Genomic DNA, 18,231 nt, shown 5'->3' on the forward strand with positions numbered 1-18,231 from the left:
GGTGAACGGCGGGTGCCCTCGCGACCCTCCTTCTCGCCGGACGCCATATCAGTTCTCTCCTGTAGGACGCATGTGGGACAACCAGGCGATGCCGGCCCGGTACGGAGGCTGAAACGCACAACGCCGGGGGTGCCGCACGCAGCTTGTGCGTGCGGCACCCCCGGAAGTGATTTCTGAGAGGCGTGGACGCTCAGGTGGGTGCGGTCAGCTTCTGAAGATGATGAACGTGAAGACGATCCAGGCCAAGATGCCGCCTACGGAGGTCCACACCACCCATTGCGGCGGCTCGTATTCCTTCTCGGGAACATTTTCGCCCGCCGCTATCCGGCGGTTGGCTTCCTTGCGCTTACCACGCGGAAAGAACAGGCGGAAGGCCAAAGCGGTGATACAGCCACCGAAACCGAAGAGCAGCAGGTTCAGTGTCTCGCCCCTGACACGTCCCAGAGCCAGCCCGCCGCCGAGCACGGGAAGAATCCACAGCAGCAGCGACCGCTGTTTCCAGTTGACGGTGAGCGCGATGTAGGAGGCGCAGAAGACGCCGTAGCCGAGTATGAAGGCGAGTGACGAGACCGCGGTGGAGGGTGCTGCCGCCATGGCCGGTCCTTCCGGATCGGTGGGGTCGGGAGACCGGGGGTGCGCGGAAGAGGCCTTCCGCACACCCCCGTTTGGATCAGGGGGTGCGCGGGATCGCCGTTCATGACCGCCCTCCCGCCCTTCACTGTGTCCGGCCGTCCGCCGATGTCGGCGGCGACGGTGTGCAGGACGATGGAGCCCCGGCCGATCGCCTTCTCCGCCCGGCCTCCGGTCTCGATCAGTTTGCCACCGACGCCCGAGAGCCCGTCACCGACGGCGGCCCGGGCGCCCTCGGCAACCGCTCCGCCTGGCCGGGTGGGACAACATCGCCGAGGGCCTGCGTTATCACGGGGATCAGCACCCCCACCACCCCGAACCGGACATGGCCACGCTCTGCGAGGCGCGCCGTCGGCGGGCGCTCTGGCTGCTGGCGGCTGTCGTGGACGACTGGGGCGGGGAGTGGGGATCCTGCGAGGCGAATGCGCCGCAGCGAGGTATCAAGTCGTGGGTGCGGTTGCCGCGTTGAGGCTCGGCGTGATGGGGTCGGCCCTGCCGGTTGTTCGGCGGGAAGCGAACCTTGTGGTCAGCTCCTCCTGTCAGTGCCGGAACAGTCGCCAGAGCGCCAGGGCTGTCTCCTCCTGTCCCACCCCGGCCGCCCTCGCACCCGCCTTGGTGGGCGACCTGCTGGTACGGATCGGCTCCTACAGGTGCCACGTCCGCAGGCGGGCTCGCCCTGCGGAGCGGCAGGGCGAGCGCGGGAGCCGGCGTCAGCGGACGACGTCGAAGACGTTCTTCTGCAGACCGTTGGAGTACGCCTCGTGCTCGACCAGATTCAGCTTCTGGGTGTCCTTGTCCGTGTCACTGAACAGACGCTTGCCCGCGCCGAGCAGCAGCGGGAACACAAGCAGGTGGTAGCGGTCGATCAGGCCGGCGTCCGAGAGGTTCCGGTTGAGGGTGGCGCTGCCGTGAATGATGATCGGGCCGCCCTCGGTCTCCTTCAGCGCGGCGACCTCGTCGAGCGAGCGCAGGATCGTGGTCTCGCCCCAGTTCGAGACCAGGGCGTCCTCGGCGAGGGTGGTGGAGACGACGTACTTCGGCATCGCGTTGTAGTCGGTGAAGTCCTCCATGCCCGGCCAGACCTGGCTGAACGCCTCGTAGCTGACCCGGCCCATCATCATCGCGGTGGCTTCCTGCTGCTCACGGCCCTTGATCTCGAATGCCTCCGGGAGGAACTCCATGTCCTTGAAGGTCCATCCCGAGTTCCGATATCCGGGCTCGCCGCCCGGGGCCTCCACTACGCCGTCGAGCGAGACGAAGGCGGTGCTGATCAGGGTGCGCATCTGAGATCTCCCAATGTCACGCGGCTGGTTCGCAGCAGTTCGGACGGTGCACACGTCGACCGGCTTCGTGGCTGCGGTGCACCAACTATCTATGACGAACTGACCGCCGGTCGTGGAGAAACTCATCGGTCACCACCGAAACGACTTCGCACGTGCTGCGGGGCTCTTGGATGTCGAACTGGGGTACGGGATCACCGGGAGCGGGGGCCACCACGCGGGGCCTGGGCCGTGACCAGCAGGCCGGTGAGCAGGCCTGCGAGCAGCGTGAGGCCGACCGCCCACCAGAGGATGACGGAGTAGCCGCCCAGGACCGCCCTGTCCATCTCCCTCACCACGCCGGACAGTGCTGCCGGAAGCTTCTGTCCGCCGAGCAGGACGCCTTGTTCGGCTGCTTTGTTCATGCCGTCAGGAGCGCCCGATGTGTGATCCAGCCGGGCGGCGACCGCCGAGGCGAGGATGCCGCCGAACAGGGGCGAGGCGGCCCAGCCGCCCGACTGCTGGGCCATGCTGACCATCGCGGAGGTCCCGCCGGAGTCCTGCGGGGAGATCTCGCCGGTCGCGGTGGCGAAGAGCGGCACGAAGGCCAGGCCGAGACCGAAGCCGATGAGGAGAGTGCCGGGCAGCACCTGGGTGGCGTACGCGCTGTCGGTGTCGAGGCCGGTCAGGAGTGTCAGGCCGATCGCCGCCAGTACCAGGCCCGGCACGATGATGTTGCGGGGTGCCAGCCGGCGGTACAGGCGGGCCGAGACCTGGGTGGAGGCGATGACGACCGCACCGGCCATGGGCAGCAGGGCCGAGCCGATCTCGGACGGGGCATAGCCGAGGGCACCCTGCAGGTACCTGGTCAGGACCAGGTTCTGGACGAACACGCCCATGCCGATGAAGGTCAGGGCGAGGCAGGAGCCGAAACGGTTGCGGTCCTGGAAGACGTACGGCGGCAGAAGAGGGGTGGTCGTCCTGGTCTGCCACCAGGCGAAGAGCAGGAGCAGTGCGAGTCCGCCCACGAGGAAGATCACGACCAGAAGGTCGGTCCAGCCGTGCGACTGGGCCTGGTTGAAGCCGTGGACGAGGGCGGCAAGCCCGGCGGAGCCGAGCAGCAGGCCCGGCACGTCGAGGCGGGCAGGGGTGCGGACCGGGGTGTCGTGCACCAGGACGGCCGCACCGATCAGGGCCATCACGGCGAGCGGGATGCCGGCGTACAGGGACAAGCGCCAGCTCAGACCGTCGATCAGCCATGCGTTCGCGTACAGGCCGATCGCCGTCCCGCCGCCGGCGATCGCCGCGTAGATCCCGAAAGCCCTGCCCCGCTCCTTCGGACCGGTGAAGCCGGCCGACACCAGCGCCAGCACGGCCGAGGAGAGCAGCGCGGCGGACGCGCCCTGCAGGGCGCCGGCCCCGATGAGCACGCCGAAAGAAGGGGCCGAGCCGCCGATCGCGCACGCCACCGCGTAGCCGGCCAAACCGGTGATCAACATCCTTTTGCGGCCGAGGAGATCAGCAAGGTGTCCACCGAGCAGCAGCAGTATGCCGAATGCCAGTCCAGAGGCGATGGGCATCGAGTTCAGGTCGTCGGCAGAGAGGCGCAGATCGGCGTAGATCGACGGGAGCGCCAGGCTCGTGGTCGTCGTGCCGATCAGCACCAGCAGCTGCGCCAGCGCGGCCACCCCCAGTCCCCACCACCGCCTGGGGTGCGGGACCAGGGCACCGGCCGGGGCGGGGGGCATCGGCAGGCCGCCGGGCACCGGGCCCGCGGATGGTGCGAACCCCGGCGGACCACCGCCCGGCGCCGCCGGGGTCGTCGGGGTGTACGCGGGAGGCGGGGGAAGTGGTTGGGGCTGCGGGGGACGCTGGGCCTGGGCGGGGATACGCGGGTCCGGCTGCCCGGCCCGTGTCTCCGGGGTGAAGTCCAGCAACTGAGCGGCATGTCGCCCGAGTTGGGCGAGCACCGAGCCGGGTAGCCATTCGCCGTCCTGGTCGGTGGCCGTGCGGGCGGCCACGTCGGCGGGCGTGGGCCGCTGGGCCGGGTCCTTGTGCAGGCATTCCCGTACGAGGTCGACGAGCGACTCCGGTACGCCGGTCAGGTCCGCCTCCTCCTCCGCGATCCGGAAGAGGTGCGCGTTCAGGCCGGTTTCCGTGGCGCCGAAGAGGAGGCGGCCGGTGGCTGCGTAGACCAGGACGGCACCCAGGCAGAACACATCGCTGGCCGCCGTGAGTTCGAGGCCGCGCACCTGCTCGGGCGACATGAAGCCGGGGGAGCCGATGAGCATCCCGGTGCGGGTGTGCAGGCTGTCCCCGGCGAGGCTGTCCATGGCCCGTGCGATACCGAAGTCGATCACACGCGGGCCGTCCACCGTCACCAGCACGTTGGACGGCTTCAGGTCGCGGTGGATCAGGCCCGCCCCGTGGACCGACTGCAGAGCCACCGCCAGGCGGTTGGCGAGCGTGCGGACCGAGTGCTCGGGCAACGGCCCGAAGTCCTTGGCGACCACGGAGGTCAGATCGGGCCCGGGAATGTACTGGGTCGCCACCCAGGGCACCGTGGCCTCGGTGTCGGCGTCGAGCACGGCTGCCGTCCAGGTCCCGCCCACCCGCCGGGCAGCCGCCACCTCGCGGGCGAACCGCCTACGGAATTCCGGGTGCTGGGCGTGCTCGGCCTGCACCACCTTCACAGCCACGGTCCGTCCGGCCTCCGAGCGGCCCAGGTACACCAGGCCCATACCGCCCGCGCCCAGACGAGCTATCAGGCGGTACGGGCCGATGCGTGTCGGATCCTCGGTGATCAATTGGTCCACGGCAACAAGGTAGTTGAGGAGCCCGGACCCCGGTGTCGAATCACGGTGAATGATTCCGCCCTCGGCCGTACCGCCGTACCCGTACCGGCAACTCCCGCGGCTCCCGCGGTTCCCGTAGCCCTGTCTGCGCTCCGAGGGCCGCTCCACGCGCGGCCTCTCGCCGAGCTTCATGGCATGCCACCGGAGCATGGGGGTCAAGGAAAAACGTGACACTCCGGGGGCCAGGTGTCACGTTCCAGGACGAGGGCCCCTACCCCCGGCGGCATTTCGAAGCCGCTTTCCACGTCCGTGGGATCAGGGCGACGAAGCGTGCGGCGCTCGTCTGTGCCCGGCTGTCAGTCCCCGCGCCTAGGGTGCTCGCATGATCAGCTGGATACAGGGCTCGTTCCGTGGCCACGAGGTGAATGTCGTCTTCGCCCGGGGCATCCCACTCGACACACTTACCCAAGGCCTGTGCGACCGGCAGCGAGAACCGCTCGCCTCCGGCGAAACGGACGGATGGGCGTGGGCGGTGCACGACATGCTCGCTTGGGATACGGAGGACTACGACGATGTCGACTACAGCGCCCTGTGCCCGAGCGGCGCAGAGATCGTCGTGTTCGTCACCGAACCCTGTAGCGTCAAGGCCTTCCCGCCCGCCTTCGACTACTACCGGGACGGATGCCTGACCCTCCGGTTCAACTTCGAGGACCTCCAGCAACGGGTAGGCGCGAACCCGGACTATCTGTCTCCCGAACTCCTGGCAGCGGGCCTCATCGGCCCCCGCGCGGAATGTGGACAACAAGACGACCCCGGTCACGACTGTTGCGACCATGATGACGACGATCGTGAACGTCTGGTGAAAGTGATCGCCGACTACTTCGCCCTGCCCTCGCCGCCCCTGTCACCGGAGGTGACGTCGAAATGAGCTGGCCGGCCCCCAACACGTTCGTCACCTTCTGCAAGGGCCTGACCCTGCCCACCGTGTCCGCCGTCTTCACCGAAGCGGGGCGTCCTGCCCTCGCCACCGGCGAATCGTCCGGTTGGGCATGGGTGACACATGACGCCTACAGCATCCCGGTCGGGGCGTCCATCGGAGGCCTGGCGCGCGACATCACCGGCTATCGCCATGCGGACCGCGTCAGCCATCCGGATCGCGTGGAATCCGTGTTCCTGGCATCCACGCCCGCATGCGAGTGCCCGCACGGGCAGAACTACATGGTCCCGCACTGCGCCGAGCACCCGTGCCAGTTCACCTACAGCCGCGGCGGGTTCGTGGAGACATGCTTCAACATCGGCCGACGCCGCGAATCACGGCGCGCCGGAGGTATGGCCGACCTGCTCGTACGCGAACTGCTGGACGCCGGGATCGTCGGTCGGGACGTTCCGAAGTACGACACCGATCCTGGCTTCAACGCCGATGGCGCCCACACGGTGCGGATCATTGCCGACCACTTCGGGCTTCCCTCGCCCCCGCTCGGTCTCGGGCCCGCGGGCTCATCGACCGCCGCGGCTGCCGGCCCCCAGCCGTAGCGGCCGAGACCGAACAGTCGACCCGGTACCGGCCCACGTCACGCCGGGTGACCGGCGACGGGTGGCTCGGCGACCCCATCGGGATAGTGCCGGCCCGCCTCCACGCAGCGGCGCAGGTCCGCCGCACCGATCCCGTCGAGGCTGTCCGCGAAGGTCCGTCTCGGCGAGGGCGGCACGGGGAGCAGGGACGGCACCACGAGGAGCGCGCAGCCCGCCGCCTCGGCCGACGCGGCGCCGTCCGGTGAGTCCTCGACGGCGACACACGCCGCCGGGGCCGCCCCGAAACGCTCCGCCGCCGCCCGGTAGGGGTCGGGATGGGGCTTGGTGCGTACGGTGTCGTCGGCCGAGAGGGTGAACGCGAACGGCACGTGTGCCAGCGCTCCCCGCGTCACCGAGTCGACCACCGTTCTCGGGGAAGCGCTCACCAGGGCGAACGGGACGCCCTGGTGCTCCAGTTCCGACAGCAGCCGCTGAACGCCGGGGCGCAGGGGCGCACCCGCGTCGACGCGGCGGAAGAACGCGTCACCGAGCGCCGCCGCGACGCGTTCCGTGTCGTCCCTGCCCGTGACCCGTGCCAGGTGTGCCGCGGTGTCCTCGACGGCCCGGCCGACGACCTCGGGAGCGTCGGCGTCGGTCAGACGGTGGCCGAGTCCGGCCGCCACGTCCGAGGTCACCTGCCACCACAGTCCCTCGGTGTCCACCAGGGTGCCGTCCATGTCGAACAGGACGGCGGCCAGGGCGCTCACGCCGGCCTCCGCGGTGCGACGAGGACGGGCCGCGGGCCGAGGCCGATGACCGCGCGGGCGCCGGGAACCAGTTCGCCCGCGTCCCGCGAGGGCAGATCGGCCTTGACGGTGTCGCCTCCGGACAGAGCGAGGTGGAGCCGGGTGACGGCGCCGAGGAACGAGGCGGAGACGACCGTGACCGTGCCCTCGGCGTCCGCCGTGACCGTCACGTCCTCCGGCCGCACCAGCACGTCCACCTCCCGCTCGGCGGGGACCTCCCCGGCGACCGGAAGGCGGCGCCCGGCGACCTCGACCAGGTCCCCGTCCGTCAGACGGCCCGGCAGCCGGTTCATCGTGCCGACGAACTCCGCGACGAACGCGGTGGCGGGCCGTTCGTACAGCTCCGCCGGGGGAGCGCACTGCTCCAGCCGGCCGGCGTCGAGCACGGCGACCCGGTCGGCCATGGACAGCGCCTCCTCCTGGTCGTGGGTGACGAAGACGGTGGTGATGCCCAGGGAGAGCTGGAGCCGCCTGATCTCCTCGCGCAGGCTCAGACGCACCTTCGCGTCGAGGGCGGAGAGCGGTTCGTCCAGCAGCAGGACTCGCGGCTGGAGGGCCAGCGCCCGGGCGAGGGTGACGCGTTGCTGCTGACCGCCGGAGAGCTGGTGCGGGTAGCGGTCGCCGTGCCGGGGCAGCCCGACGAGTTCGAGGAGTTCGGCCGCGCGCGCCTGCCGCCGGGCGGCCGGGACCTTGCGTACCCGCATGCCGAAGGCGACGTTGTCGCGGACGGTGAGGTGGGGGAAGAGGCTGTACGACTGGAAGACCATGCCCGCGTCGCGGCGGTTGGCCGGCACACCGGTGATGTCCCGGCCGTCGAGGAGGACTTCACCGGAGTCGGGCCGCTCGAAACCGGCGACCATCCGCAGCGCGGTGGTCTTTCCGCAGCCCGAGGGGCCGAGGAGGGCGATCAGCTCGCCGGGCTCGACGGTCAGATCGAGTCCGTCGAGCGCGACGGTCGAACCGAAAGTCCTTCGCAGGGAACGGAATTCGACCCGTGCTCCGGTGGTGGCGGGCGTCTGGGACCGCTCCGCGGTTGCTGAGGACATGGGTCAGGACTCCTTACGCGAGGGCGCCGAATCGGATGCCGCCGTTCCCGTGCGGGAGAGGACGAGCAGCAGCGCCCAGGTGATGACGAGGCTGAGGATCGAGACGGCCACCGACATCCGGGCCTGGGCGCCGGAGATCGAGACGATCCACACCGCGAAGGGCTGGAAACCGAGCAGTGAGGCGATGGTGAACTCGCCGAGAACCAGGGCCAGGGTGAGGAAGGCCGCCGAGGCGATCGACGACCGCAGGTTCGGCAGCAGGACACGGACGACGGTGTACGTCCACGAGGCGCCGCAACTGCGCGCGGCCTCCACCAGCGTCGGCACGTCGACGGCCCGCAGTCCCGCGTCCAGCGAACGGTAGACGAAGGGGAGGGCCAGGACGGTGTAGGCCAGGACCAGGACGACGGGGAAGGACTCGTTCTGCACGACGATGAAGGTCTGGTAGAGCGGGGTCCGGGACAGGTGCTCCGGTCCCCAGCGCAGCACCGTGCTGATGCCGGTGACGAGGGCGATCGGCGGTACGACCAGCGGCAGCATGCACACGACCTCGATCACCGGCCGCAGTCGGGGCGAGCCGAGCCGTACGGCGATCAGGGCGGGCACGGCCAGCAGCAGCGACAGCACGATGGTGGCCGCGGCCAGCGACAGCGAGAGCAGCAGGCTGCCGGTGAAGCCGTCGGCGGCGAGCAGTTCCGTGTACGCGTCGAAGGAGACGCCCTGGCCCGGTACGTGCACGGTGAAGACGAACGAGGCGACGACGGGAACGAGGAAGTACGCGCCCGCCAGGGTGAGGACGAGCCCGCGCCAGACGCGTGGCCGCCGGCGGGGGGCCCGGGGCCGGGTGCGCGGTGCCGGGCCGTGCGCCTCGAACGCGGCACTGTCCGGGACGGTCCGGGTCATCGCAGCCATCGGGCGCTCCGTCGTTGGAGGGGCAGGTAGACCGCCATGACCAGGCCGGCGACAAGGATCATGTCGAGGCCGAGGGCGAGTGCCACGTTCTCCTGACCGACCAGGACGTTTCCGGAGAGCGCGTCCGCGATCTTCAGGGTGACCAGTGGCACCGAGCCGCCGACCAGCGCGGCGGCCGTGGCATGCGCGGCGAAGGCGGTACCGAAGAGGAGAACGAAGCCGCCGAGCAGCGACGGCGCGAGCACGGGCAGGCCGACGTGGCGCCAGAACTGCCACGAGGTGGCCCCCGCGTTCTGGGCCGCCTCCCGCCACTGGGGGCGCAGCCCGTCCAGGGCCGGTGCGGTGACCAGGACCATGAGCGGGGTCAGGAAGTAGAGGTAGACGACGGCCAGGCCGGTGAAGGAGTAGAGGTCCCAGCCCAGGCTGCCGAGGTCGGCGAGCTGGGTGACCACACCGGAGATGCCGAGCGTCGCGATGAACGCGAACGCCAGGGGGACACCGCCGAAGTTGGCCAGCACTCCGGACGCGGTCAGCGCCGCGTCGCGCAGCGCCCGGGAGCGGGAGGTGACGACCGCCTGCGCGATCAGGACCCCCAGCACCCCGCCGAGGAGCGCGGTCAAGGCGGAGAGCTCGACGCTGCCGATCAGCGAGCCGAGGTAGGGGCCCTCCAGAGATCGTGCCAGGTGTTCGCCGGTGAGGGAGGTGGCACCCGAACCGGGGTCGGTGCGGGTGACCGCGCCGAACAGGAGGGCGGCCAGCGGAACGCCGAAGCACAGGCCGGCGAAGACGAGGAGCGGGAGGGTGGCGAGCCAGGTGCGCGGGGAGCGCCGCCGGCGGCGGGTGCCGCCGGCGGTTCGCGTCCCCGGGTGGGGGGCGGGGGAGGCGGACATCAGGAGAGGGCCTTGTCCCACTTCTCGGCGAGGGTGGCCTTCGCCTGGTCGAGTTCCGCGGAGGAGGGGAAGGCCGGGGTGCCGGAGACCTCGGGGAGCTTGGCGACGAAGCCCTGGTCGGCGGTGCCGTCCTCGGCCATCGTGGGCAGCAGAACCGGGCGGGCGTAGCCCTTGAGCCACAGGTTCTGGCCCTCGGCGCTGTAGAGGAACTCCATCCACAGACGGGCGGCCGCCGGGTGCGGGGCCTCCTTGTTGATGGCCTGGGAGTAGTACTGGGCGTAGACGCCGTCGCCGGGGACGTTCACCTTCCAGTCGACGCCCTTGCTCTTGAACTCGTCGGCGTATCCGGCGTTCAGGTAGTCCCAGTCGATGGAGATGGGCGTCTCGCCCTTCTCCACGGTGGCCGGGGTGGACTCGACGGGGATGAAGTTCCCGCTCTTCTTCAGCTTCGCGAAGAAGTCGATGCCCGGCTGGATGTCGGCGAAGGAGCCCTTGTTGGCGAGGGACGCGGCGTAGACGCCGCCGAAGGCCGAGCCCGACTTGGTCGGGTTGCCGTTGAGGGCCACCTTGCCCTTGTACTCGGGCTTGAGCAGGTCGGCGAAGGTCTGCGGGCAGACTTTGACGCGCTTGGCGTCGCAGCCGATGGAGACGTAGCCGCCGTAGTCGTTGTACCAACGGCCGTCCGCGTCCTTCTGACCGTCCGGGATCTTGTCCCACGGCTCGACCTTGTACGGGGCGAACAGGCCCTCGTCGGCGCCGCTGCGCGCGAAGGCGATGCCGAGGTCGAGGACGTCGGGGGCACGGTCCTGGCCCTTTCGGGACTTCACCGCGGCGATCTCGTCGGCGCTGGCGGCGTCCGGGTTCTCGACCTTGATCTCGACCTTGTACTTGGCCTCGAAGGCCTTGATGAGCTCGCCGTAGTTCGCCCAGTCCGACGGCAGTGCGATCGCGTTGAGCCGGCCCTCCTTCTCGGCTGCCGCGACGAGTGCCTTCATCCCGCCGAAGGAGGCGGCGGACTCGGCACTCTTCGCGCTTGCCTTGTGTCCGGTGGCGTCGGCGGGGGCGTCGGGTGCGGCACCGCAGGCTGCGGTGAGGGCGGTGAGTACGGCGGCGCCGAGCAGGACGGCGGCACGACGACCGGAAGGTCTGGGCACAGGAGACTCCTGAAGCGAGAGGGGGGCGACTTGTCTGAACAAGTGATCCCTAGTTCGCCCGTTCCGACCGACGCGAAAATGAACGGCACGTGGCCGCCCGGGAAGGGCCGCACGAAGACCTGACGCTCATGAAGTCCAGGTGAACACCGTAAAACTGAGGCCTCCGGGAGGGGAACGCGTCTGCGTCCAGGCCCGGCTAGAGTGGGCGTCCGACCGGCACTCCGAGGAACCGGCTGTGCACAGGAACGGACGGAGAGGCTGACGCGTGGGAACGGCACGCTATCTGGAGATCGCCGACGCCATACGACGGGCGATACTCGAAGGCGACTACGCCGTAGGAGCCCAACTCCCTTCGGAGAGCGAGCTGGTGGCCCGCTGGTCGGCCTCTCGCGGTACGGTCCGCCAGGCCGTCGCACTCCTGACGTCGGAAGGCCTGATCGGCTCCCGCCAGGGGGCCCGCCGCATCGTGCTGCGCCAGGAGTGACGCCACAGCTTCGCCGAGCTGAACAGCTTCGCCCAGTGGGCCCGGAGCATGGGCCTGAAGGTCACCAGCCGGATCCTGGTACGGACGAGGCGGGAGGCCACACCCGAGGAGGCCCACCGCCTCGCCCTGCCCGAGGGCGCCGAGATCCTCCACGTCCTGCGCCTGCGCTCCCTCGAAGGAGAGCCGACGATGGTGGAGCGGACCGTCTACGCGGACTGGGCCGCACCGGCGGTCGAAGCGCTCCCCGAGGACTGCGTTTCGATCATGGACAGCATCGCCCGGGACGCGGGCATCGTCGCCCAGTACGGCGAGCACCTCATCGACGCCGTGGCCGCGGGCACCGAGGGCGCCGGCCTGCTCCACGTACGCCGCGGCAGCCCGCTGCTGCGCCAGCGCCATGTCACCTGCGACCAGTCGGGACAAGCCATCGAATGGACCGACGACCGCTACCGCGCCGGCAGTGTCGCGTTCAGCGTCAGCAACTCCGCCACCGCGGCACCGCTGGAACGCCACCGGGGGCCGGCGCCCGCCTGAGAGGCTGTCGGGTGACCTCCTCTGAACCACCGGCATCGGCGGCCCCGTGTTCCGGCGGCAGGGCGTACGTTGACGTTCGGTCAACGTCGTGGACAACCTGTGGATGCACGACCCCGCGTCACGTACGGCACGCCGGGCAAGAGCTGGTGCAGGAGTGCGCGGCTCGAACGGCTCGCACTCAGCGGGAGCCGCTCCAGGGGGCCGGGACGAAGGTCCACAGGACCTCGGCCGGGGACGGGCCCGAGTTGCGCCAGTTGTGGGGCTCGCGACCGGGGAACGTGAGGGTGTCGCCGGCCGTCAGCGTCTCCGTGCGCCCCGTGAACTGCACGGAGACCTCGCCGGTGACGACATGGAGTACCTCGACGTCGCAGTTGATCGTGTAGAGGTCGTCGCCACCGTTCGCGCCGGGTTCGAGGTGCGAGCGCAGGACCTGGACCTTCGACTGCGCGCGCGGTGTGATCAGGCGGTCGACGACGCCGTGGCCACCCATGTTGATGTTCGGCGCCTCCTCGAGGCGCACGACCTCGGTGTCGGCGTCCTCGAAGAGGGAGCCCACCGGCAGGGAGAGCACCTGACACAGGGTCACCAGGGTCGTGACGCTCGGCGAGGTCTCGTCGCGCTCGACGCGGCTGATGAAACCCCTGGTCAGGCTGGTCGCGGCGGCGACCTGTTCGATCGTGAGCCCCTGCGCCTTGCGGCATGCCCGAAGGCGCGCTCCGACACGGACCGGGCTGGCGGAGGGCGTCGGGTGCAGCGCTTTCATGAAGTCCTCGCCTCGCTCGACCGGCTCACAGACGGCTCTTGACAGGGTGGTTACCCGCAGCCACACTACCCGGAACGAAAGTTGCCCCCTAAGCATTCTTTGTTGTTTATAGGTAACTCTCCGAGTCATAGATCCTGGGGTCCGAAGACCCCGGTCGAACCCCTGCTCCTGCCGGATATCCGGCCTCCCCAGCGACGGGACGAAGACGATGTCCTCATCAGAGATCGCGCCGCATCGTGAAAGCGCGATCGAGCAGCACTCGATCGACTATGTGCCCAGCTCCGAGCGCCACGGGAAGGTGTGGCACCAGGGACCGTTCTGGTTCACCGGCAACTTCGTGCTCCCGACCATGGTCGCCGGCTTCGTCGGTGCTTCGATGGGCCTGAGCGTCGGGTACAGCGTGCTGGCCATCCTCTTGGGCGTCGGCTTCGGCACCTTCTTCATGGCGTTCCATGCCAACCAGGGGCCGCGCATGGGCCTGCCCCAGATGATCCAGTCGCGAGCGCAGTTCGGCAGCCGCGGCTCCACCGTGCCGTTTGCCGCGACCGTGTTCGTCTACGTCGGGTTCCTCGTCTTCGACACCGTTCTCGCCGAGCAGGGCATCGGACTGGTTCTGCCCGACGGCAAGCTGTTCTGGTACCCGCTGCTGATCGCGGTCTCCATCGTCATCGCCGTGGTGGGGCACGACCTGCTCCACTTCGTCCAGCGCTGGCTGACGTATCTGCTCATCGTCGTCTTCGCGATCCTCACGATCGTGGCCATCGTCCACTTCGCCTCGAACCCGATTGCCGTGGACGCCCCCGCCGCGACGGCGGGCTGGGACTCGAAGGCGTTCCTGGTGCAGTTCTCCCTCGCTGCCGGTTACAACATCAGCTACTCGGTGTACGTCTCCGACTACACGCGCTATCTCCCGGCGAACGCCCCCGCACGCAAGCTGATCACCGCCGTCTACTCGGGCGCCACGTTCTCCGCCGTGTGGCTGATGTCGCTGGGCGCGATCCTCGCCACCTATCTGCCGAACCCCGACCCGATCCTGGCCCTGCGCGAGGTCGGCGACCTGCTCTTCCCCGGCTTCGGCCTGATCGTCGTGATCACCTCGGTCCTCGCCCTGATCTCGATCATGGGCGTCAATGCGTACGGCGCGATGCTCACCGGCACCAGCGCGATCGACGGCTTCCGCAAGGTGCGCCCGACGGTGCGACTGCGGGTCATGGGTCTCGTCATGGTCGGAGCCGGATCACTCGTCGTTGCCCTGCTGATCCCCGACGACTACATCGGCAGCTTCAACAACTTCGTCCTGCTGATGCTCTACTTCCTGGTGCCGTGGACCGCGGTCAACCTGGTCGACTTCTACTTCGTTCGCCGCGGCACGTATGCGATCGCCGAAATCCTGAAGCCGGACGGCATCTACGGCCGCTGGGCATGGCGCGGCGTCACGGCATACATCGTCGGTTTCATCGCGATGATCCCCTTCTTCTCGACGAGCTTCTACGTCGGCCCCGTGGCGGAGGCGCTCGGCGGCGCGGACTTCTCGTTCGTCATCGGTCTGATCGTCTCCGGCGTGTTCTACCGGCTGTTCTCACGGAACCTGGACCGTGACGCGGAGGCCGAGGCCCATGCGAAGAGCGAAGCCGAACTGGAGGGAGCTGCCCGGTGACACCACAGCCCACATCCCCTGCGCGCCCGACGGTCACGGTTGCGAGCTGCCAGATCGCTCCGCGCGTCGGCCGTGTCGAGGAGAACCGGCGGCGGATCCGTGCGGCGATCGAGGAGGCGGCCGGGCGGGGCGCGAACATCGTGGTCCTGCCCGAGCTGGCCAACTCCGGCTACGTCTTCGAGACCGCGGACGAACTGCTCTCGGTGGCCGAGCCACTGGACGGCGAGACGATCAGGGAGTGGGAGACGATCGCCGCCCGGCTGGGGCTGGTCATCGTCAGCGGCTTCGCCGAACTCGGCGCCGACGGCCGCGCGTACAACTCCGCCGTGCTCGTCGACGAGACGGGACTGCGCGCCTCGTACCGCAAGGCGCATCTGTGGGACGGCGAGAAGACCTGGGGTTTCACGCCCGGGGACGCGCGGCCGCCCGTGGTCGACACACCGTACGGACGTATCGGGGTCATGATCTGCTACGACCTCGAATTCCCCGAGTGGGTGAGGCTGGTGGCCCTGGACGGGGCCGAGCTGCTGTGCGGACCGGTGAACTGGCCGCTGTACCCGCGGCCGGAGGATGAGCGTCCAGCCGAGATCGTCCGTATCCAGGCGGACGCCGCGGTCAACCGCATGTTCGTCGCGGTCGCCGACCGCACCGGCACCGAACGGGGTCAGGACTGGCTCGGCGGCAGTGTGATCGTCGACGCCGACGGCTATCCCGTCACCCCGCTGCGTCTGGGCGAGGAGGCGATCGTCACCGCGACGCTCCAACTCGCCGAGGCGCGCTGCAAGGCAATCAGCGAACACAACGACGTGCACGCGGACCGCCGGCCCGGACTGTACGCACACCGAGGAACGAAGCAACCATGACGCAGACGACGGTCGCGATCGTCCAACAGCCGCCCGCGCTGCTCGACTTGGAGGAATCGGTACGTCTTGCCGCGGGCCACATCACCGAGGCGGCACAGGCGGGCGCGACGCTCGTCGTGTTCCCCGAAACCTGGCTCACCTGTTATCCGGCGTGGGTGTTCGGCCTCGCCGGGTGGCGGGACAGCACGGCGCAGCGCTGGCACGCGCGGCTGCTGGAGCAGAGCCCGGTACTCGACCCCGAGGGCGGGGACGACAGCCTCTCCCCGATCCGAGCGGCAGCCCGCGAGAGCGGCGTCACCGTGGTCCTGGGACTCAACGAGCGCGCGGGAAAGGCGTCCGGTTCCCTCTACAACTCGCTGATCACCATCGGCCCGGACGGCGGCACGCTCAATCTGCACCGCAAGCTGACGCCGACGCACACCGAGCGCATCGTCTGGGCGGCTGGTGACGGTGCGGGGCTGCGGGTGGTGGACACCCCGGCCGGCCGGATCGGCTCGCTGGTCTGCTGGGAGCACTTCAACCCGCTCGCCCGTCACGCGCTGCACGCGCAGAACGAGGAAATCCACGTCGCCGTCTGGCCCGACATGCCGGAGAGCCATCGCATCGCGGCGCGTTCGTACGCATTGGAGGGGCGCTGCTTCGTCGTGTCTGCCGGACAGGTCCTCTCCACGGACGATATTCCCGCCGACCTTCGCGCCGCCTACCGGGCCGGAGTGGGACCCGACGCGCCGGAAAGCGGACTGCTGCTCAACGGCGGATCGAGTATCGCGGGACCGGACGGATCGTGGATCGTGGAGCCGGTCTTCGACGAGGCCCGGATCATCACGGCAACGCTGGAGACCGGACGGCGGTACGAGGAGTCGCTGGATCTCGATGTCGCGGGCCACTACGCCCGGCCGGACGTCTTCCAGCTCGCCATCGACCGTGGCCGACGCGGAAGTGGGGTCAGCTTCACCGAGTGACATCGCCGCGGGGGAACGTGCCCCGCGTGCCCAGGGTGGGCAGGAGCATGCCGCCGAGCAGTGCCCCGGCCGCGACTCCGGCGTTGCAGGCGCGCCGATTCATAGCTGTTGTTTTCTCATGTTGTCCGCGACATACCACCCTGTTGGGTTTATCGGCGTGAACGGGCCCCGCGCCTCCAGCCGGAATGAAACCGCCCAACGCGGGGGCGCATCGGCTCTGTGCGTGTGTGCCCTGCGGTCGCGACGGCACCGAAATGCCGACCGTCACGCATGCGCGTAGTGTGATGAAAGAATGCGGAGGGTAGTCATGGGCTGAGTCGCCCGGTGGCGGAGCGACGCCGTCCCGGCCCGCTCTCCCTTGACCCGCGGAGGTCGGACGTGAAGCTCGGTCTGCACTACTGGAACTACTCGACACCGGCCGACCCCGCCCTCATCGCGCCGACCCTCGCGGAGTCGGTACGCGTCGCCGACCAGGCGGGGATCGCGTCGTTCACCGTGATGGACCACTACTTCCAGATGGAGACCGGGCAGACCGTCGCCGACGAGCCCATGCTGGAGGGGTACACGACGCTCGGCTACGTCGCGGCGGTGAGCGAGCGCATGACGCTCGGCCTGATGGTCACGGGGGTGATGTACCGGCACCCCGGACTGCTGGCGAAGATCGTCACCAGCCTCGATGTGCTGTCGGGCGGCAGGGCCAGGCTGGGTATCGGCGCCTCCTGGTACGAGCGGGAGCAGTACGGGCTCGGAGTGCCCGTGGTTCCGGTCGCCGAGCGCTTCGAGCGGCTGGAGGAGACGATCCTGATCTGCCTGCAGATGTGGAGCGACGACAACGGCCCCTTCCACGGCCGTCATTACCGGCTCGCCGAAACGCTGTGCGTGCCCGAGCCGATCGGCGAACGCCCGTCGATCATGATCGGCGGCGGGGGCGAGCGGAAGACGCTGCTCCTGGTCGCCCGGTACGCGGACGCCTGCAATCTGTTCGCCACCGGCCAGGAGGAAGTGGCCCACAAACTCGATGTGCTGCGCGCCCACTGCGCCGCGGAGGACCGGGACTACGACGCCATTACGAAGACCGTGATGTACAACGGCCCGGTGCTGGACCGGCCGGACGTGTTCCTCGCCGACGCGGAGGCGTACGCGAGCCTGGGCATCAGCGAGATCCAGGTGCTGCCGGACCGGCACCCGGTCAGCTTCACCCACCAGGTCGCCGAGCACCTCGCACCCGCGATCGCCCAGATCGGGTAGCCGAACACCGCGCTACGGGGGTTCGACCGCGACCCGCCGCCGAGGCAAGGCTGCCAGCGGCAGCAGCCCGGACGGCATGGCGCAAGGCGGACGGCTCCTAGATCCCGGTGGTGCCGTCGACGATCTCCCGGATCATGTCGAGGTGGCCGTTGTGCCGGGCGGTCTCCTCGACCAGATGCAGGACGATCCAGCGCAGATCCGGGTAACGGCCGTCCCTGCGCGACCGTTTGGCCGGCGTGTCCAAGTCGTGCGAGGCGACCAGTTCGCGGTAGCGGGTGGTCCGTGCCTCGTACTGCGCCAGCACATCGGCGAGCGGCACGTCCACCGCGATGCGCATCTCGCGGTCGGGGTCCTCGTCCGTCCAGGGGCCTTCGTCCTCGCCGCCGAGGAAGACCACCTCGAACCAGAAGTACTCGACCCAGCTGAGGTGGTTGATCAGCCCGGCGATCGTCATCAGCGGGGAGCCCGGCAGCGGGGCCCGGCGGGCATCGTCCGGTGAGACGCCCTCGCACTTCGCGCGTGCGGTGCCGCGTACGTAGTCGAGGAAGGTGGCCAACTGGGTGCGCTCGTCCCATGCGGGAGGCGAATCGGTGCGTGTCATCGACGTACACCATGGGCGACGGACCCACCCTTGTCCATCCAATAACCATGTGCGACCACTCCCTACGCGAGGGCGCCCTCTCCTCCCCCCTGTTGCGGCGCCGGCGCGCCGGGCT

The 18,231-nt window shown here is 69.5% G+C and carries 16 protein-coding genes and 1 pseudogene; 7 read left to right on the top strand and 10 right to left on the bottom strand.

What is annotated here, in order from left to right:
* Positions 1-204: 204 nt before the first annotated feature.
* The 3 genes from OG306_RS24555 to OG306_RS24570 all read right to left on the bottom strand — a co-directional run bounded on the left by OG306_RS24555 (position 205) and on the right by OG306_RS24570 (position 4,705).
* The gene (locus OG306_RS24555; RefSeq protein ID WP_266748230.1) at positions 205-594 is read right to left on the bottom strand and encodes a hypothetical protein; all 390 of its coding nucleotides are present in this window, start codon (positions 592-594) and stop codon (positions 205-207) included.
* Positions 595-1,340: 746 nt separating this feature from the next.
* On the bottom strand, positions 1,341-1,913 hold the full coding sequence (locus OG306_RS24565) for a dihydrofolate reductase family protein (protein WP_266748231.1): 573 nt from the start codon (positions 1,911-1,913) through the stop codon (positions 1,341-1,343).
* A gap of 191 nt (positions 1,914-2,104) precedes the next feature.
* Positions 2,105-4,705, bottom strand: coding sequence for an MDR family MFS transporter (locus OG306_RS24570; protein ID WP_323183925.1), 2,601 nt, complete (start codon positions 4,703-4,705; stop codon positions 2,105-2,107).
* A gap of 361 nt (positions 4,706-5,066) precedes the next feature.
* On the opposite strand from OG306_RS24570, the gene OG306_RS24575 reads away from it, so the two are divergent.
* Positions 5,067-5,612 carry a hypothetical protein gene (locus OG306_RS24575; protein WP_266748232.1) on the top strand — a complete coding sequence of 182 codons (546 nt, stop codon included), beginning with the start codon at positions 5,067-5,069 and terminating at the stop codon, positions 5,610-5,612.
* Complete coding sequence (locus OG306_RS24580) at positions 5,609-6,217, top strand: hypothetical protein (RefSeq protein ID WP_266748233.1); 609 nt, start codon at positions 5,609-5,611, stop codon at positions 6,215-6,217. Before OG306_RS24575 ends, OG306_RS24580 begins: the two co-directional genes overlap by 4 nt.
* Positions 6,218-6,255: 38 nt before the next feature.
* Here OG306_RS24580 and OG306_RS24585 read toward each other — a convergent pair whose 3' ends face one another.
* Genes OG306_RS24585 through OG306_RS24605 form a run of 5 tightly spaced genes read right to left on the bottom strand, consistent with a single transcriptional unit; the run spans position 6,256 to position 11,004 of the window.
* The gene (locus OG306_RS24585; protein WP_266748234.1) at positions 6,256-6,963 is read right to left on the bottom strand and encodes an HAD family hydrolase; all 708 of its coding nucleotides are present in this window, start codon (positions 6,961-6,963) and stop codon (positions 6,256-6,258) included.
* Positions 6,960-8,048, bottom strand: a complete 1,089-nt coding sequence (locus OG306_RS24590) for an ABC transporter ATP-binding protein (RefSeq protein WP_371665615.1) — start codon at positions 8,046-8,048, stop codon at positions 6,960-6,962. Before OG306_RS24590 ends, OG306_RS24585 begins: the two co-directional genes overlap by 4 nt.
* Positions 8,049-8,051: 3 nt before the next feature.
* Positions 8,052-8,960: an ABC transporter permease gene (locus OG306_RS24595; protein WP_266748236.1), complete on the bottom strand. Its 909-nt coding sequence runs from the start codon at positions 8,958-8,960 to the stop codon at positions 8,052-8,054.
* Positions 8,948-9,850, bottom strand: a complete 903-nt coding sequence (locus OG306_RS24600; RefSeq protein ID WP_266748237.1) for an ABC transporter permease — start codon at positions 9,848-9,850, stop codon at positions 8,948-8,950. Before OG306_RS24600 ends, OG306_RS24595 begins: the two co-directional genes overlap by 13 nt.
* The gene (locus tag OG306_RS24605) at positions 9,850-11,004 is read right to left on the bottom strand and encodes an ABC transporter substrate-binding protein (protein ID WP_266748238.1); all 1,155 of its coding nucleotides are present in this window, start codon (positions 11,002-11,004) and stop codon (positions 9,850-9,852) included. Before OG306_RS24605 ends, OG306_RS24600 begins: the two co-directional genes overlap by 1 nt.
* Before the next feature lie 265 nt (positions 11,005-11,269).
* On the opposite strand from OG306_RS24605, the pseudogene OG306_RS24610 reads away from it, so the two are divergent.
* Positions 11,270-12,022, top strand: a pseudogene (locus tag OG306_RS24610) (GntR family transcriptional regulator).
* 178 nt (positions 12,023-12,200) lie between these two features.
* Here OG306_RS24610 and OG306_RS24615 read toward each other — a convergent pair.
* On the bottom strand, positions 12,201-12,785 hold the full coding sequence (locus tag OG306_RS24615; protein WP_266748239.1) for a helix-turn-helix domain-containing protein: 585 nt from the start codon (positions 12,783-12,785) through the stop codon (positions 12,201-12,203).
* 208 nt (positions 12,786-12,993) lie between these two features.
* Between OG306_RS24615 and OG306_RS24620 the strand changes: the two genes are divergently transcribed.
* From OG306_RS24620 to OG306_RS24635, 4 genes are all read left to right on the top strand, one after another.
* Entirely contained in the window at positions 12,994-14,442 is a 1,449-nt protein-coding gene (locus OG306_RS24620; RefSeq protein ID WP_266748240.1) for a purine-cytosine permease family protein, read from the top strand.
* Positions 14,439-15,305 (top strand): nitrilase family protein, encoded by an 867-nt coding sequence (locus OG306_RS24625; RefSeq protein ID WP_266748241.1) that lies wholly within the window; start codon positions 14,439-14,441, stop codon positions 15,303-15,305. The genes OG306_RS24620 and OG306_RS24625 overlap by 4 nt, the downstream gene beginning before the upstream one ends.
* A complete protein-coding gene (locus OG306_RS24630) occupies positions 15,302-16,267 on the top strand; it encodes a carbon-nitrogen hydrolase family protein (protein WP_266748242.1) in 966 nt (321 codons plus the stop codon). Before OG306_RS24625 ends, OG306_RS24630 begins: the two co-directional genes overlap by 4 nt.
* Before the next feature lie 378 nt (positions 16,268-16,645).
* A complete protein-coding gene (locus OG306_RS24635) occupies positions 16,646-17,515 on the top strand; it encodes an LLM class F420-dependent oxidoreductase (protein ID WP_266748243.1) in 870 nt (289 codons plus the stop codon).
* A gap of 97 nt (positions 17,516-17,612) precedes the next feature.
* On the opposite strand, the gene OG306_RS24640 is transcribed toward OG306_RS24635, so the two are convergent.
* Positions 17,613-18,116, bottom strand: coding sequence for a DinB family protein (locus tag OG306_RS24640; protein ID WP_266748244.1), 504 nt, complete (start codon positions 18,114-18,116; stop codon positions 17,613-17,615).
* Positions 18,117-18,231: the final 115 nt, after the last annotated feature.

The organism is Streptomyces sp. NBC_01241, from assembly GCF_041435435.1.
Lineage (GTDB): Bacteria > Actinomycetota > Actinomycetes > Streptomycetales > Streptomycetaceae > Streptomyces.